This is a genomic window from Sphingobium sp. TA15 (genome assembly GCF_037101235.1).
Lineage (GTDB): Bacteria > Pseudomonadota > Alphaproteobacteria > Sphingomonadales > Sphingomonadaceae > Sphingobium > Sphingobium indicum.
The window spans coordinates 2,894,417-2,907,728 of record NZ_AP025355.1 but is presented as its reverse complement, the minus strand read 5'-3'; the positions used below and the strand labels follow the sequence as shown (position 1 = coordinate 2,907,728).

Sequence of the window (13,312 nt, the reverse complement as noted above, 5' to 3'; positions counted from 1 at the left end):
GCGGAGAACCGGGCGTATAAGCGAGCCGTGCTCCTGCGAACGCAGGAGCCTAGTTCAGACGGGGGACTGGGCTCCTGCCTTCGCAGGAGCACGTTGCATTATTGGAGCGCGAGGCCCCTTCAGGGATAGCTCACCGTCTTCGGTCGCCCCTGGGGGATCGGGATGAATTCCCGGTCGTCGCCGGGGATCAGCGGAAAGCGCATGGCTTCCCAATCCTCGCGGGCCTGCATCAGGCGGTCGGTGGTGGAGGACACGAAATTCCACCAGACATGGCGAGGCGTCCGGAACGCCTCTCCCCCGCAGAGTATCGCACGGCCGCCGTCCACGCTCATCAACGTCGCCCTGATGCCGGGCCGCAGGACGTAGAGCGTCTGCGGCTGGAGCATCACGCCGTCCAGCGCCGCGTCGCCGCCGGAGACGTATATCGCCCGCTCCTCCGCATCCGCGTCGATGGGGACCGATCCGCCGGGGGCAAGCTGGATGTCGGCATAGATGGTGTTCGCATATGTGGTGACGGGCGAGGTCTGGCCCCAGAGGCTGCCCATGATCACGCGAGCCCGCGCATGGCCGCCGTCGATGACCGGCAGGCCGCCCTCGCCGACATGTTCGAAGGCCGGGTCCATCTCCTCATAACGGTCGGGCAGCGCCAGCCAGGTCTGTATGGCGGAGAGCTTCGACAGTTTCGCCCGGTCCTCGTCCGGCGACCGCTCGCTATGGACGATGCCCTTGCCCGCCGTCATCAGGTTCACCGCGCCCGGCTCGATCAACTGCTCCGTGCCCAGGGAGTCGCGGTGAAGGAAGCTGCCCTCATACATATAGGTGACGGTGGCGAGGTTGATATGCGGGTGCGGGCGCACGTCGACGCCCTGTCCCGGCGCGATCCGGGCGGGACCGGCCTGGTCGAAGAAGATGAAGGGGCCGACCATGGTGCGTTCCTTCGCCGGCAGGGAGCGATGGACCCGGAAATCGCCCAGATTATGGCTGGTCGGCGTGATCGTCTGGATGATCGGATCGTTCTGGATGATGGATTCGGGCGGGGTCATGCTGCGTCCAGTTCGGGATAATGGCGGAAGACGTCTTCTTGGGTGAACGGCAGGCGCCGGTCACTTGCCAGATAATCCTGCAATTCGGGCAGCGCCGCAACCCGGTCATGCAGGTCGGAAAGGCGCGGGAAGGACGGCATCAGCGTCGCCATGCGCAGCGGAAAGGCATAGCGCAGCCCGGCGACCAGGTGGAACAGCGACAGGTCGGCATGGCTCCAGCGCTGGGCAGCCAGCCATTCGCCCGGTTCGGCGCTCAGCGCATGTTCGAAATAGGTCAGGAATTTGGGGATGCGGTGGGCCCGAAACCCATGGGCGGCGCGCAGCGCTTCGGCCTTCTGCTCCTCATAATATAGGTCGGGACCGAGGGGATGGTGCACGTCATGCGCCTCCGCCACCATGTCCATGACGGTAAGCTGCACCTGCGCAAGCCAATAGCGGGGCTTGAGGCCCGCGGGTCCGCATTCGTGCCGTTCGGCCAGGTAGAACAGGATGTTGGCGGTCTGCGCCACGGTGCGCCCGTCCGTCACCAGATAGGGCGGCGCGAAGGCGGGGCCGGCGTCGTGCCGCTCCATGTCCGCCATCAGCGCTTCGTCGCCGTCGGCGCGGGCGCGATCGCGATAGGGGATGCCGCACGCCTCCAGCGTCAGCCGCACGAACTCGCCGCGTCCGGCAATGGTTGACCAGTACCAGAAATCATAGGCCATAGGTTGCGCCTCCTTGGATGGCGGCACAACGCTTGAGCGGCGCTATGGTTACGCTTCGCCGGGGGCGCGGGCCTTGATCGCCAGGGCGTGGACCTTGTCGCGCAGCAGGTCGGCCAGCGCGGCGTTGACCAGGCGCTGGCGGGCGACCCGGTTCCGGCCGGCGAAGCGGTCGGACACGATGTCCACGGTGAAGTGGCTTTCGCCCGATCCGTCATGCCCGGCATGGCCGCGATGCTTCTCGCTGTCGTCGATCACGGCGAGCCGTTCGGGGGCCAGGGCGGCGCGCAGCCGGGCTTCGATTTCGGTGGCGACAGGGCCTTTCAGAATCTCGGTCATGGCCCCTATATAGGCCCTTTGCCCGCAGTTGCATCAGGACAATCTTGGCCAGCGATCCCTTCTCGACCCGTCGTTTCAACCGTTTCCACGGCCGCGTGGAAAGCGACCGCCCCTGCGCGGTTCCGGGCTGCGAGGAGCCGGGGGAATTTCGCGCGCCGCCGCTGGAAGGAAGCGGATCGAACCGGGAGGGGCCGAATTGGCGCTGGCTGTGCCTGGACCATGTGCGCGAATTCAACCAGGGCTATAATTTCTTCACCGGCATGAGCCCGGAGGAGATCGCCGCCGCCCAGCGCCCCTATGCGGGATGGGAGCGGGAGACGCGGGCCTTTTCCTCCAACGCCGCCAGCCCGCCGCCCAAATGGTCGGATTTTCAGGATCCGCTGGACGCCATCGGCGCCCGGTTCAAGGAACGGGTGGCGAAGGCGCGGGCGGACGGCCGGATGCGGCAGGACGGGAAATTCCTCTCGCGGGACGACCGCCGGGCGCTGGACGTGATGGGCCTGCCGATCGATGCCGACCGCAGGGCGCTGCGGCAGCGCTATACCGAATTGCTGCGGCGCTTCCATCCCGACCATAATGGCGGCGACCGGAGCCATGAGGCGTCGTTGCAGGGGGTGATCGAGGCCTATCAGCTTCTGCGCAAGGCGGAGGCCTTTGCCTGAGGCGGGCGCTGATCGGACAGCAGGCCAATTTGGCCGAATGGGCTGCTTGATCCCGGCACGTTAAGGCCCCACTCTATCGACATGCCTGTCCCTGATGGTTAGGGCAGTGCCGACCAGCCGCTCGAAGAGACAAGAGAAATGACCGACATCCCGAACGTCCAGCCCGATACCCGCGCCGATACGCTGCTGGCCTCGCCCGACCGCGAAGTCGACGCGCGCGAAATGTTCGGCATCGATGTCGACATGAAGATCCCCGCCTTTTCGGAGGCTGACGAGCGGGTGCCCGACCTCGACCCCGCCTATGTCTTCGATCCGGACACCACCCTCGCGATCCTGGCGGGCTTCGCCTATAATCGCCGCGTGATGGTGCAGGGCTATCACGGCACCGGTAAGTCCAGCCATATCGAGCAGGTCGCCGCCCGCCTGCGCTGGCCGTGCATCCGCATCAACCTGGACGCGCATATCAGCCGCATCGACCTGGTCGGGCGCGACGCCATCGTCCTCAAGGAAGGCCAGCAGGTCACGGAATTCCGCGAAGGCCTGCTCCCCTGGGCGTTGCAGCGGCCCGTGGCCCTGGTGTTCGACGAATATGACGCCGGCCGCCCCGACGTGATGTTCGTGATCCAGCGCGTGCTGGAAACCGACGGCAAGATGACGCTGCTCGACCAGAACCGGGTGATCCGGCCCAATCCCTGGTTCCGCCTGTTCGCGACCGCCAACACCGTGGGCCTGGGCGACACGACCGGCCTCTATCACGGCACGCAGCAGATCAACCAGGGCCAGATGGACCGCTGGAACCTGGTGGTGGCGCTCAATTACCTGCCCGCCGCGACCGAGGCGCAGGTGGTGCTGGCCAAGTCCGGCGAATATGATCATGAGGGCGGCCGCAAGGAAGTCGAGAATATGATCAAGGTGGCGGAACTGACCCGCCAGGGCTTCATCAACGGCGACATCTCGACCGTCATGTCGCCGCGCACGGTGATTAGCTGGGCGCAGAATGCGCTGATCTTCAAGAATGTCGGCTTCGCCTTCCGCCTTAGCTTCCTCAACAAATGCGACGAGGCGGAACGGCCGCTGGTGGCCGAATATTATCAGCGCGTCTTCGGCAAGGATTTGCCCGAAAGCGTGGCGCACCGGGCGGCGTGACGTGATCGTCGTCGAACGGATCGATCCGGATGGCGGGACCGCCCATCGGATCAGCATCAGAGGGCATGAACTGATCGCGGACATGTCGGCGCCGGATGGCCATGACGCCGGGCCGGACCCGCATGACCTCTACGATTCGGCGCTGGGCGCGTGCAAGGCGATGACCATGCTCTGGTATGCGCAGCGCAACGGCATCCCGGTGGAGGGCATCCATGTCGGCGTGGTGCGCGACGCCAGCCAGGAGCGCAAGGGCGTCTACAAGCTGACGACGCGCATCGCGCTGTCCGGGCCGTTGAGCGCGGAACAGCATGACAGGCTGATCGCCGTCGCCGCGAAATGCCCGGTGCACAAGCTGATGAGCGAAGTCGAAACGCAGATCGAAACCATCGCCGTGCCCTATGTCGGGGAGGGCGAGAGGCCGTGAGCGAACCCGCCGCCCTGACGCCGGAGGAAGGCCGCCTGCCGCTGGAGAGCGCGTTCAACCTGCGCGACTTCGGCGGCTATGCGACGGCCGACGGGCGCTGCGTGAAGCGCGGCATGCTCTATCGATCGGGCACGATGGCGCTGCTGACGGACGGGGATGCGGACCATCTCCGCTCGCTCGGCATCCGGGCGATCTGCGATTTCCGCCGCGGCAATGAGCGGACGGCCGAACCCACGCTCTGGCACGGGGCGGATGTCGATTATTTCTGCCGCGACTATACGGAAAGCAGCGGCCTGTTGGGCGAGATGCTCCAGCGCGAGGGCGCCACGGCGGACGATATGCGGCGGACGATGATCGCCCTTTATCGCATGATCCCGGTGGACCATGCCGCATCCTATCGCGCCATGTTCGAACGGATCGCGGACGGTCGCGTGCCGTTGCTGATCAACTGTTCGGCGGGCAAGGACCGCACCGGGGTCGGCGCGGCGCTGATCCTGGCGGCGCTCGGCGTGCCGCGCCCGACCATCGTCCAGGATTATCTGGCGACCAACGCCCATGCCGATTGGGACTGGCTGCTGGCGCAGCGCGATACGCTGGTGGCGCGGATGCGGCTGGCGGGGGCCGATATGCTCGAACCACTGCTGAGGGCGGAATCGGCCTATCTGGATTCCTTCTTCGCGGCGCTGGATGAAAGCCATGGCGGCGTGGACGACTATCTGAACGACATGCTGGGCGTCGACGCGGCGGCGCGGGATGCGATGCGCGGGATGCTGCTGGACTGATGGCCGACCGTTCGCCCCTCGACGCCTTCAAGGATGTGCTGTCCGGCGCGGCGCGCTCCATCGCCCGCGACGCGGAGGTGGAGGTGGGCTTCACCGCCGACACGCCGCATATGGCGGGCAAGGCGATCAAGGTGCCGACGCCCGGCCGCAACCTGCCCGCCGATCAGGTGGCGCTGGCGCGGGGCTATGCCGACGCCAATGCGCTGCGGCTGCGGCACCATAATGCGAAGGTCCACAACAGCGCCGCGCCCGCCGACGCGACGGCGCGCGCGGTCTATGACGCGGTCGAGCAGGCGCGGGTGGAGGCGATCGGTTCGCGGGCGATGGAGGGGGTGCGCGCCAACCTCAACCATGCGCTGGACCTGAAATTGAAGTCCGACCCGATCCGCCGCGCCCGTTCCGCCGACGAGGTGCCGCTGTCGACCGCGCTGGCGCTCAAGGTGCGGGAGCGGCTGACCGGGCAGGCCGCGCCGAAGGATGTGCGGGCGGGCCTCGCTATGGTCGACCAGTGGATCGAGGACAAGGCGGGCGCCGATCTGGACGCGCTGGCCATGGCGATAGACGACCAGCGCGCCTTCCAGAAGCTGACGTCCGCCATGCTGGAGCATCTCCAGTTGATCGACGCCGACGTGCCGCCCGAAACCGACGATTCCGAACCGCAGGAAGAGGGCGAGGAAGAGGAGCAGAGCCAAGAAGACGGCGACAGCGGCGAGGATCAGGCGGGCGACAGCGACGCCTTGGCGGAGGCGCGGGCCGAGGATCAGGGCGGCGACACCGAGGACGGCGAAACCGAATATAGCGACGAATTCGACGCCGACAGCGAGGAAGGCGCGGAGGATATGGGCGAGGAAGGCATGATGCCGGTCCGCCCGAACCGGCCGATGGGCGACCTGCCGCCGGGTTTCGACTACAAGCCCTATACGCAGCTTCACGATGAGGTCGTGACGGCGGAGGATCTGTGCGACGAGGATGAACTGCTGCGGCTGCGCGGCTTCCTCGACCAGCAGTTGGTGAGCCTGCAGGGGGCGGTGACGAAACTCGCCAACCGGCTCCAGCGGCGGCTGATGGCGCAGCAGTCGCGGTCCTGGGACTTCGACCAGGAGGAAGGGCTGCTCGACGCGGCGCGGCTGGCGCGGATCGTGATCGATCCGACGCGCTCGCTTTCCTACAAGATCGAGCGGGATACCGAGTTCCGCGACACCGTCGTGACGCTGCTGATCGACAATAGCGGGTCGATGCGCGGGCGGCCCATCTCCATCGCCGCGATCAGCGCCGACATCATGGCGCGCACGCTGGAACGCTGCGGCGTGAAGACCGAGATATTGGGCTTCACCACGCGGGCGTGGAAGGGCGGGCAGAGCCGGGAGGACTGGCTGGCCGCCGGGCGTCCGGCCATGCCGGGGCGTTTGAACGACCTGCGCCACATCATCTACAAGAAGGCCGACGAACCCTGGCGCCGGGCGCGCAAGAATCTGGGCCTGATGATGCGCGAGGGGCTGCTCAAGGAGAATATCGACGGGGAGGCGCTGCTCTGGGCGCATGGCCGCCTGATCGCGCGCAATGAGGAACGCCGCATATTGATGGTGATATCCGACGGCGCGCCGGTGGACGATTCCACCCTGTCGGTGAACAGCGGCACCTATCTGGAGCGCCATTTGCGGCAGGTGATCGAATGGATCGAGAATCGCTCGCCCGTGCAGCTCGTCGCCATCGGCATCGGCCATGACGTCACCCGCTATTATCGCCGCGCCGTGACCATCATGGATGCCGAACAGCTTGGCGGGACGATGGTGGAGCAACTCGCCGGATTGTTCGACGAAGACTAGGCCGTGCGCGTAGAGGCGCCACGGACGTTCGAATAGGAGAGTGTAATGAGCGTCGCCTTCCGTCGCGAGAGTGACGAGGAGCATCTGGAACCCACGTTCGAGATCCCCCTGCCGCCCGGCCCCAACTGGGTGACGGCGCGGGGCTTGCGGCTGACGCGGGAGAAGGTGGAGGCGCTGGAAGCGGTCGACACCCAAGCCATGGCCGAGGAGGACGCGAAGAAGCTGAAGCGCGAACTGCGTTACTGGCGGACCCGGCTGGCGACGGCGGAATTGCGGCCGGTCCCGGATGCGGAGGCCGTGGCCTTCGGCAGCCGCGTCACCTACCGCCTGAACGGCCGAGAAAAGCGGATCGACATCGTCGGCGACGATGAGGCCGAACCGGCGGAAGGGCGCATCGCCTTCTCCGCGCCGCTGGCCCGCGCCATGATGGATGCGGAGGAGGGCGAGACGGTCGATTTCGCCGGAAAGCCGGGCGCGATCACCATCCTGGCGATTGAGGCGATTACAGAAGAATAAGCCCGCCCATGTTCCTGCGAAGGCAGGAACCCAGTTCAGACGGTGGAACTGGGCTCCTGCCTGCGCAGGAGCACGTTAAGACTATTGGAAAACAAAAGCCCTCCGGCCCGACCGGAGGGCTTTCCTGTCAACCGTTGCGACCGGCCTCGAACAGGAACCAGGCGCGTTCCTCGGCCTCGTCCGTCCAGTCGTCGATAATGCCCTCCGTGGCGTTGTCCCCCGCCTCCGTGGCGGCGGCCTTCGCGGCGCGCAGGGATTCCACCAGCTTCAGATTATCCTCGCGCAGTTCGTTCAGCATGTCGCCGGGGCTGACATAATCGGCGTCATTGTCGACCAGGGACTGATGGCGCGAAATGTCGCCGATGGAGCGCAGCGTGGTGTTGCCGGTCTTGCGCACCCGCTCCGCGATCAGGTCGGTGGTGGCCAGGATCTGCGTCGCCTGCTCGTCGAACATCAGGTGATAGTCGCGGAAATGCGGGCCGGACACGTGCCAGTGGAAATTCTTGGTCTTGAAATACAGCGCATAGCTGTCCGCGAGCACGCCGTTCAGCGCCTCCGCCACAGACTTGGTGGCGTTGCTGCGCAGGTCCGTCGGGGTCTTGAGATCGGGGGAGGTCATGCTTGGCTCCTGCTGAAGAACTTGGTTTCGGACATATAATGATCCGTGCCCGATATGGTGCCATGAAATGCCGCGATTTTTGCCGGGATAATGCCGGTCAGTGTGATGCAGCCAGTCGATCAGGCGAGATGCAGCGCAGACACCGCCGCCGCCACGCCGGCCAGCAGCACCAGCACCCCGCCGCCCAGCCGGATGCCGCGCAGCGGCAGCGCCTTGAACGTCGGGCCGCGCAGCAGGACGACGAGAACCGTCGCGGCGATGATGCCGATGGCCCCGCCGGCTGCGGCAAGGAAGGGGTCGGCCGTCCGCACGGCGATTCCCAGGATCAGGAACTGCGCGCCGTCCCCGAAGCCGAGGATGAAGAGGCCGAGCGCGCTGGTCAGAAAGGGGCCGAGCCGCCAGTTCGCCAGAGGATCGGGCTGTTTCGTCGGCCAGAACATGCCGACCGCCAGGAAGATCAGCGCCAGCGCCAGGAAAAGCAGCCGCCCGTCGGTCCCCAGCATCGGCGCGATGAAGGCGCCCGCCGCCGCGCCGATGGCGGCATTGGCCAGCGCCGCCGCCACGATTCCCGCAATCACCGCTCCGTCGCGCCGGAAGCGTTCGGCCAGCGCATGCGCCAGCAATTGCCCCTTGTCCCCGGTTTCGGCCAACAAGCAGCCAAGCAGCGCGATCAGCAAGGCATCCATTCGGCCGGCCGGACGATCAGGCGGTCAGGCGCGCGCCCGGCCCGACCGCCGGCCTGGCGGCGACGGGCATCGCCAGAACCTCCGCCGCCGCCGGCATTTCGGCCGAGATCGCGTCGCGCATCAGGTCGAGATAGGACATGACGACCGGCCCCGCCCCTTGCAGCGACAGCGCCGATTGCAGGGTGCCGGCCAGGCTTCCCACCCCATCCAGGTGGAAGGCGCGGGCGATATGGCGAATCCGGTCGATCTCGTCGCGCAGCCGCGCGACCGATACATGGCCCCGTTCCCCCGCAAGCCCGTCGACCCGCCTCAGCAGATCGGCAAGAATGGCCAGCATCGGATCATGTCGCATGGAGAAGACTCCCCCGTCCTGTAACTCCGAACTCCCCGATAGACCGGAGCGGGTTAAGGCCGCGTAAAGTGTAGCACAGCCCCGGCGCTGCGGCCACGAGCCTTGACATGGGGCCGAATCTGCCTCATGGGGCACCGCTGAAACGGGGCGGTCCCTTCCTCGAAAGAGATTTGGGGCCGCTCTTCTTTTTCACGATATTCACGACCAGGGACTAAGGCCATGGCCAAGCCAGCAACCGTCAAGATTCGCCTCGTCAGCTCGGCTGACACCGGCTTCTTCTACGTCACCAAGAAGAATCCGCGCACCAAGACCGAGAAGCTGAGCTTCCGGAAATATGATCCCGTCGTGCGCAAGCATGTCGAGTTCAAGGAAGCCAAGATCAAGTGATCTGAGGGCGGTTCGCGCCGCCTGACGACATTTGGGTTCGCGGGCGCATGCTGCCCGAACGAAGAGGCCCGTCCCCCTGGGGGAACGGGCCTTTCCTTGTTTGCCGGTCGGAGCCGGCGATGGATGTCGACGAAGAGGCTGCCGGGGCATGGCCTGATGCCGATCGACATGGCAGGTCGCCGCCAGCGATTTCAGTCGAACAATCCATCCTGGACATGGGAAGGGGGATTGAGGCCCAAATGCTTCCAGCCGAGGGCGTTCAGGCAGCGCCCCCGCGCGGTGCGGGCGATCAGGCCAAGCTGGATGAGATAGGGTTCGATCACTTCCTCTATCGTGTCGCGCGCTTCGGAAAGGCCGGCGGCCAGCGTTTCGACACCCACCGGCCCGCCGCGATAGATGTCCGCGATCATGGTGAGATAACGGCGGTCCATCAGGTCCAGGCCGAGATGGTCGACCTCCAGCCGGGTCAGCGCGGCATCGGCCACCTTGGCGTCCACCGCCGCCGCGCCCGCCACATTGGCGAAGTCGCGCACCCGGCGCAGCAACCGTCCGGCGATGCGCGGCGTCCCCCGCGAGCGCCGGGCGATCTCCACCGCGCCGTCGGACGTGATGGCGAGGTCCAGCAGCCGGGCGGCGCGCCGAACCACCAGTTCCAGTTCATCGACCGTGTAGAATTGCAACCGCACCGGAATGCCGAAACGGTCGCGCAGCGGCGTCGTCAGCAGCCCCTGCCGCGTGGTCGCGCCGACCAGGGTGAAGGGCGGCAGGTCGATCCGCACTGACCGGGCGGACGGGCCTTCGCCGATCATCAGGTCCAGCGCCCGGTCCTCCATGGCGGGGTAGAGCACTTCCTCGACCGCCGGGTTTAGCCGGTGTATCTCGTCGACGAACAGCACGTCGCCCTCGTCCAGATTGGTGAGCAGCGCGGCCAGATCGCCCGACTTGGCGATGACCGGGCCGGACGTGGCGCGGAAACCCACGCCCATTTCGCGGGCGACGATCTGCGCCAGCGTCGTCTTGCCCAGGCCCGGCGGACCGAAGAAGAGGACATGGTCCAGCGCTTCGCCGCGGCCCTTGGCGGCCTCGATGAAGATGCGCAGATTTTCCCGCGCCGCCTGCTGGCCGATGAATTCCGCCAGCGACTTGGGCCGCAGCGCGGCGTCGGCATCCTCGACGCGACGGGTGGAGGATATGAGGCGGTCCTCGCTCATGCGCGACCCCCAACCCAATCGTCATGCTGAACTAGTTTCAGCATCCATCGTGCCGCTGGTGCTGATCCAGAGAGGGCAAACCCAACCCAACCGCCAGATCGACCCACCTCGGATTTTCGGTTTCGATCAGATTGATCTTCCACTGCCGATGCCAACGCTTGAGCTGCTTTTCCCGACGGATGGCTTGCTCCATCGTGTCGCACATTTCGAAACGGACGAGATTGTGGACGGCATATCGCCCGGTGAAGCCCGGAACGCCGTTCGTGCGGTGCTGATGCAAGCGTCCCAGCAGGTTCGACGTCACCCCAATATAGATCGTGCCATAGGGCTGGCTGGCGAGGATATAGACGCACGGTTCCTTCATCATTCCTTCCCTTCGGCGCGAGAGGCGGAATGGATGCTGAAACAAGTTCAGCATGACGAGTGGAGAGGGCGATGCTCATCATTTCGCCGCTTTCCTGAGCGCCAGGCGCACCAGCGCATCCAGCGACGCGTCTTCGCCCAGTTCCTCTTCGGCGGCGGCGACGGCGATGCTGGCTTCGGCAGGCTTGAAGCCCAGATTCTGGAGGGCCGAGATCGCATCGGCGCTGTGGCCGCCGGTGGGCAGCGCCGCAAACCCGGCGCCGACCGCCCCGGCCGGCATGGGCGCCGCGCCGATCTTGTCCTTCAATTCATTGGCGATGCGTTGGGCAAGCTTGGGACCCACGCCGTTGGCGCGGGCGATCATCGCCTTGTCGCCGGCCGCCACGGCGCGGTGCAGTTCCACCGGTTCCAGCGCGGAGAGGATGGCCAGCGCCACGCGGGAACCCACGCCCTGCACGCCGGTCAGCAGGCGGAACCAGTCGCGCTCCTCCGCCCGGGCGAAGCCGACCAGGCGGATCGCATCGTCCGACACCAGCATTTCGGTGTGGACCGTCACCGCTTCGCCCACCGGCCCCAGCGCCGCGAGCGTGCGGGAAGAAGCGCCGACCAGATAGCCGACCCCGCCCACATCGATGATGGCATGGTCCAGGCCCGTGCTGTCCAGCCGTCCTTTCAGTTTCGCGATCATGCGCCCCGCCCTTTGGTCATGATCTGTTCTTTAAGGGCGTCTCCGGCGGGGCGCCAGCTAAAAACCGACAAGCAAAGGCACCATTTGCCGGCCCGCGCGTAGAGCAGCCGGCGGGGCGAAGGAGGCGGGGCGAAGGAAGGAGCCGTTTTTCATGTCGATGCAGGCGCCATTGCTGGGCCCCAGGGATTTCGAATATCCCGCGATCATGCTGTCGGGCTATGTCGACCATGGCATGTATCTGCATTTCCGCAATTGCCTTTCCTCCGCGCCGCAGCAGGGGCTGGTGGTGGTGGAGATCGCCACCTTGGGCGGCGACCCGGAAATCGCGCGGATGATGGGGGAGGATATACGCTTCCATTCCGATCTCTATCCCGACCGACGGCTGGTGTTCCTGGGCAAGACGGCGGTCTATTCGGCGGGCGCGACCTTCATGAGCTTCTTCGCGGCGGAGAACCGCTATCTGGCGCGGGGCACGCGGCTGATGATCCACGAACGCATCATCACGCGGGACATCCATCTGGAAGGACCGCTGTCGACCTGCATCGCTTCGCTCAAGGCCACGCTGCATGAGATAGAGGCGTCGATCTCGATCCAGAATGAAGGTTTCGCCAACCTGATCCTGGGATCGCAGGTTTCCATGGAGGAACTGCTGAACCGCGCGCCGGAGAACTGGTATCTGGAAGCGAGCGAGGCGCAGGCGCTGGGGCTGATCGCTGCCGTAATATAAAGCGCCTTGCGCGGGGCGCGGATTATGCCTTTGATGCGCGCATGAGCCGGTCGCGGATATTTCCCTGGCGTTATGGCATGTTCCTGGCCCTGCTGGCGAGCATGGCGCCCTTAGGCCTCCTGCTTCCATGGCATGAGGCGGTGATGGCGGGGTTCGACCTTGCGGCGCTGGCGTTCATCCTGTCCGCCTGGCCGCTGCTGGATTCCGATGCGGACGCGATGCGGCGCAAGGCGGCGGAAAACGACGCGAACCGGCGATTGATGCTGCTGCTGACCGCGATCGTGTCGGTGGTGATCCTGGTCGCCGTGGGCGTGGCGGTCAGCCAGCATGGCGGGCCGAGCCGGGCGGCGATCGCGCTGTTGCTCGCGACGCTGGCGCTGGCCTGGCTGTTTTCCAACCTCGTCTATGCGATGCACTATGCGCACATCTTCTATCTGGACGATGGGAAGGGCGGCGACAGCGGCGGGCTTGATTTTCCCGGCATGCGGGAGCCGGACTATTGGGACTTCCTCTATTTCGCCTTCACATTGGGGATGACGTTCCAGACATCCGACGTGTCGGTGACCAGCCGGAGCATGCGGCAGGCGGCGCTGTTCCATTGCCTGGCGGCGTTCCTGTTCAACCTGGGAATATTGGCGTTCACCATCAATGTGCTGGGTGGGGGATAAGCGCGGCTTAAATCCTCCCTACGCGCAGCGTCGGGAGGGGGACCGGCGCCGAAGGCGGTGGTGGAGGGGAAATTTCGGAGGTCTTGCCCCTTTCCCCTCCACCAGCCTGCGGCTGGTCCCCCTCCCCATCTCCCGATGGGGAGGAATAGGATAGCCGCTACCCCCATCCCCC

The 13,312-nt window shown here is 66.0% G+C and carries 18 protein-coding genes; 9 read left to right on the top strand and 9 right to left on the bottom strand.

The window, feature by feature from the left end; translation table 11 throughout:
* Positions 1-119: 119 nt before the first annotated feature.
* Genes Sj15T_RS14385 through Sj15T_RS14375 form a run of 3 tightly spaced genes read right to left on the bottom strand, consistent with a single transcriptional unit; the run spans position 120 to position 2,083 of the window.
* The gene (locus Sj15T_RS14385; RefSeq protein WP_013038770.1) at positions 120-1,043 is read right to left on the bottom strand and encodes a pirin family protein; all 924 of its coding nucleotides are present in this window, start codon (positions 1,041-1,043) and stop codon (positions 120-122) included.
* Positions 1,040-1,747 carry a glutathione S-transferase gene (locus Sj15T_RS14380; RefSeq protein WP_013038769.1) on the bottom strand — a complete coding sequence of 236 codons (708 nt, stop codon included), beginning with the start codon at positions 1,745-1,747 and terminating at the stop codon, positions 1,040-1,042. Before Sj15T_RS14380 ends, Sj15T_RS14385 begins: the two co-directional genes overlap by 4 nt.
* A gap of 48 nt (positions 1,748-1,795) precedes the next feature.
* Positions 1,796-2,083, bottom strand: coding sequence for a BolA family protein (locus Sj15T_RS14375; protein WP_013038768.1), 288 nt, complete (start codon positions 2,081-2,083; stop codon positions 1,796-1,798).
* Positions 2,084-2,127: 44 nt separating this feature from the next.
* Between Sj15T_RS14375 and Sj15T_RS14370 the strand changes: the two genes are divergently transcribed.
* From Sj15T_RS14370 to Sj15T_RS14345, 6 genes are all read left to right on the top strand, one after another.
* Positions 2,128-2,745, top strand: coding sequence for a J domain-containing protein (locus Sj15T_RS14370; protein ID WP_013038767.1), 618 nt, complete (start codon positions 2,128-2,130; stop codon positions 2,743-2,745).
* 138 nt (positions 2,746-2,883) lie between these two features.
* A complete protein-coding gene (cobS, locus tag Sj15T_RS14365; RefSeq protein WP_013038766.1) occupies positions 2,884-3,891 on the top strand; it encodes a cobaltochelatase subunit CobS in 1,008 nt (335 codons plus the stop codon).
* A gap of 1 nt (position 3,892) precedes the next feature.
* Positions 3,893-4,315, top strand: a complete 423-nt coding sequence (locus tag Sj15T_RS14360) for an OsmC family protein (protein WP_007687329.1) — start codon at positions 3,893-3,895, stop codon at positions 4,313-4,315.
* Positions 4,312-5,097, top strand: a complete 786-nt coding sequence (locus Sj15T_RS14355) for a tyrosine-protein phosphatase (protein WP_013038765.1) — start codon at positions 4,312-4,314, stop codon at positions 5,095-5,097. Before Sj15T_RS14360 ends, Sj15T_RS14355 begins: the two co-directional genes overlap by 4 nt.
* Positions 5,097-6,923 carry a cobaltochelatase subunit CobT gene (cobT, locus tag Sj15T_RS14350; protein ID WP_013038764.1) on the top strand — a complete coding sequence of 609 codons (1,827 nt, stop codon included), beginning with the start codon at positions 5,097-5,099 and terminating at the stop codon, positions 6,921-6,923. The genes Sj15T_RS14355 and cobT overlap by 1 nt, the downstream gene beginning before the upstream one ends.
* 45 nt (positions 6,924-6,968) lie before the next feature.
* A complete protein-coding gene (locus Sj15T_RS14345) occupies positions 6,969-7,439 on the top strand; it encodes a GreA/GreB family elongation factor (protein WP_013038763.1) in 471 nt (156 codons plus the stop codon).
* A gap of 127 nt (positions 7,440-7,566) precedes the next feature.
* On the opposite strand, the gene Sj15T_RS14340 is transcribed toward Sj15T_RS14345, so the two are convergent.
* The 3 genes from Sj15T_RS14340 to Sj15T_RS14330 form a co-directional block, all read right to left on the bottom strand.
* A complete protein-coding gene (locus tag Sj15T_RS14340; RefSeq protein ID WP_007687336.1) occupies positions 7,567-8,058 on the bottom strand; it encodes a DNA starvation/stationary phase protection protein in 492 nt (163 codons plus the stop codon).
* A gap of 119 nt (positions 8,059-8,177) precedes the next feature.
* On the bottom strand, positions 8,178-8,744 hold the full coding sequence (locus tag Sj15T_RS14335) for a TMEM165/GDT1 family protein (protein WP_013038762.1): 567 nt from the start codon (positions 8,742-8,744) through the stop codon (positions 8,178-8,180).
* 16 nt (positions 8,745-8,760) lie between these two features.
* Entirely contained in the window at positions 8,761-9,096 is a 336-nt protein-coding gene (locus Sj15T_RS14330) for a hypothetical protein (RefSeq protein ID WP_041385599.1), read from the bottom strand.
* Between the two features lie 219 nt (positions 9,097-9,315).
* Between Sj15T_RS14330 and rpmG the strand changes: the two genes are divergently transcribed.
* Positions 9,316-9,483: a 50S ribosomal protein L33 gene (gene rpmG / locus Sj15T_RS14325; protein ID WP_007687342.1), complete on the top strand. Its 168-nt coding sequence runs from the start codon at positions 9,316-9,318 to the stop codon at positions 9,481-9,483.
* 191 nt (positions 9,484-9,674) lie between these two features.
* On the opposite strand, the gene ruvB is transcribed toward rpmG, so the two are convergent.
* The 3 genes from ruvB to ruvA form a co-directional block, all read right to left on the bottom strand.
* Positions 9,675-10,694: a Holliday junction branch migration DNA helicase RuvB gene (ruvB, locus tag Sj15T_RS14320; RefSeq protein ID WP_007687344.1), complete on the bottom strand. Its 1,020-nt coding sequence runs from the start codon at positions 10,692-10,694 to the stop codon at positions 9,675-9,677.
* A 37-nt stretch (positions 10,695-10,731) separates the two neighbouring features.
* On the bottom strand, positions 10,732-11,058 hold the full coding sequence (locus Sj15T_RS14315) for a GIY-YIG nuclease family protein (protein ID WP_013038760.1): 327 nt from the start codon (positions 11,056-11,058) through the stop codon (positions 10,732-10,734).
* Between the two features lie 78 nt (positions 11,059-11,136).
* Positions 11,137-11,745 carry a Holliday junction branch migration protein RuvA gene (gene ruvA, locus Sj15T_RS14310; RefSeq protein ID WP_013038759.1) on the bottom strand — a complete coding sequence of 203 codons (609 nt, stop codon included), beginning with the start codon at positions 11,743-11,745 and terminating at the stop codon, positions 11,137-11,139.
* Positions 11,746-11,896: 151 nt separating this feature from the next.
* Between ruvA and Sj15T_RS14305 the strand changes: the two genes are divergently transcribed.
* Complete coding sequence (locus tag Sj15T_RS14305; RefSeq protein ID WP_007687351.1) at positions 11,897-12,472, top strand: hypothetical protein; 576 nt, start codon at positions 11,897-11,899, stop codon at positions 12,470-12,472.
* A gap of 41 nt (positions 12,473-12,513) precedes the next feature.
* Positions 12,514-13,140 (top strand): DUF1345 domain-containing protein, encoded by a 627-nt coding sequence (locus Sj15T_RS14300; protein ID WP_013038758.1) that lies wholly within the window; start codon positions 12,514-12,516, stop codon positions 13,138-13,140.
* The last annotated feature ends 172 nt before the right edge of the window (positions 13,141-13,312 follow it).

Bases quoted from the DNA above. Each gene is read 5' to 3' on its own strand.
- Sj15T_RS14385 (WP_013038770.1), bottom strand. From the start codon at position 1,043: ATGACCCCGCCCGAATCCATCATCCAGAACGATCCGATCATCCAGACG.
- Sj15T_RS14380 (WP_013038769.1), bottom strand. From the start codon at position 1,747: ATGGCCTATGATTTCTGGTACTGGTCAACCATTGCCGGACGCGGCGAG.
- Sj15T_RS14375 (WP_013038768.1), bottom strand. From the start codon at position 2,083: ATGACCGAGATTCTGAAAGGCCCTGTCGCCACCGAAATCGAAGCCCGG.
- cobS (WP_013038766.1), top strand. From the start codon at position 2,884: ATGACCGACATCCCGAACGTCCAGCCCGATACCCGCGCCGATACGCTG.
- cobT (WP_013038764.1), top strand. From the start codon at position 5,097: ATGGCCGACCGTTCGCCCCTCGACGCCTTCAAGGATGTGCTGTCCGGC.
- Sj15T_RS14345 (WP_013038763.1), top strand. From the start codon at position 6,969: ATGAGCGTCGCCTTCCGTCGCGAGAGTGACGAGGAGCATCTGGAACCC.
- Sj15T_RS14340 (WP_007687336.1), bottom strand. From the start codon at position 8,058: ATGACCTCCCCCGATCTCAAGACCCCGACGGACCTGCGCAGCAACGCC.
- Sj15T_RS14335 (WP_013038762.1), bottom strand. From the start codon at position 8,744: ATGGATGCCTTGCTGATCGCGCTGCTTGGCTGCTTGTTGGCCGAAACC.
- Sj15T_RS14330 (WP_041385599.1), bottom strand. From the start codon at position 9,096: ATGCGACATGATCCGATGCTGGCCATTCTTGCCGATCTGCTGAGGCGG.
- rpmG (WP_007687342.1), top strand. From the start codon at position 9,316: ATGGCCAAGCCAGCAACCGTCAAGATTCGCCTCGTCAGCTCGGCTGAC.
- ruvB (WP_007687344.1), bottom strand. From the start codon at position 10,694: ATGAGCGAGGACCGCCTCATATCCTCCACCCGTCGCGTCGAGGATGCC.
- Sj15T_RS14315 (WP_013038760.1), bottom strand. From the start codon at position 11,058: ATGAAGGAACCGTGCGTCTATATCCTCGCCAGCCAGCCCTATGGCACG.
- ruvA (WP_013038759.1), bottom strand. From the start codon at position 11,745: ATGATCGCGAAACTGAAAGGACGGCTGGACAGCACGGGCCTGGACCAT.
- Sj15T_RS14305 (WP_007687351.1), top strand. From the start codon at position 11,897: ATGTCGATGCAGGCGCCATTGCTGGGCCCCAGGGATTTCGAATATCCC.
- Sj15T_RS14300 (WP_013038758.1), top strand. From the start codon at position 12,514: ATGAGCCGGTCGCGGATATTTCCCTGGCGTTATGGCATGTTCCTGGCC.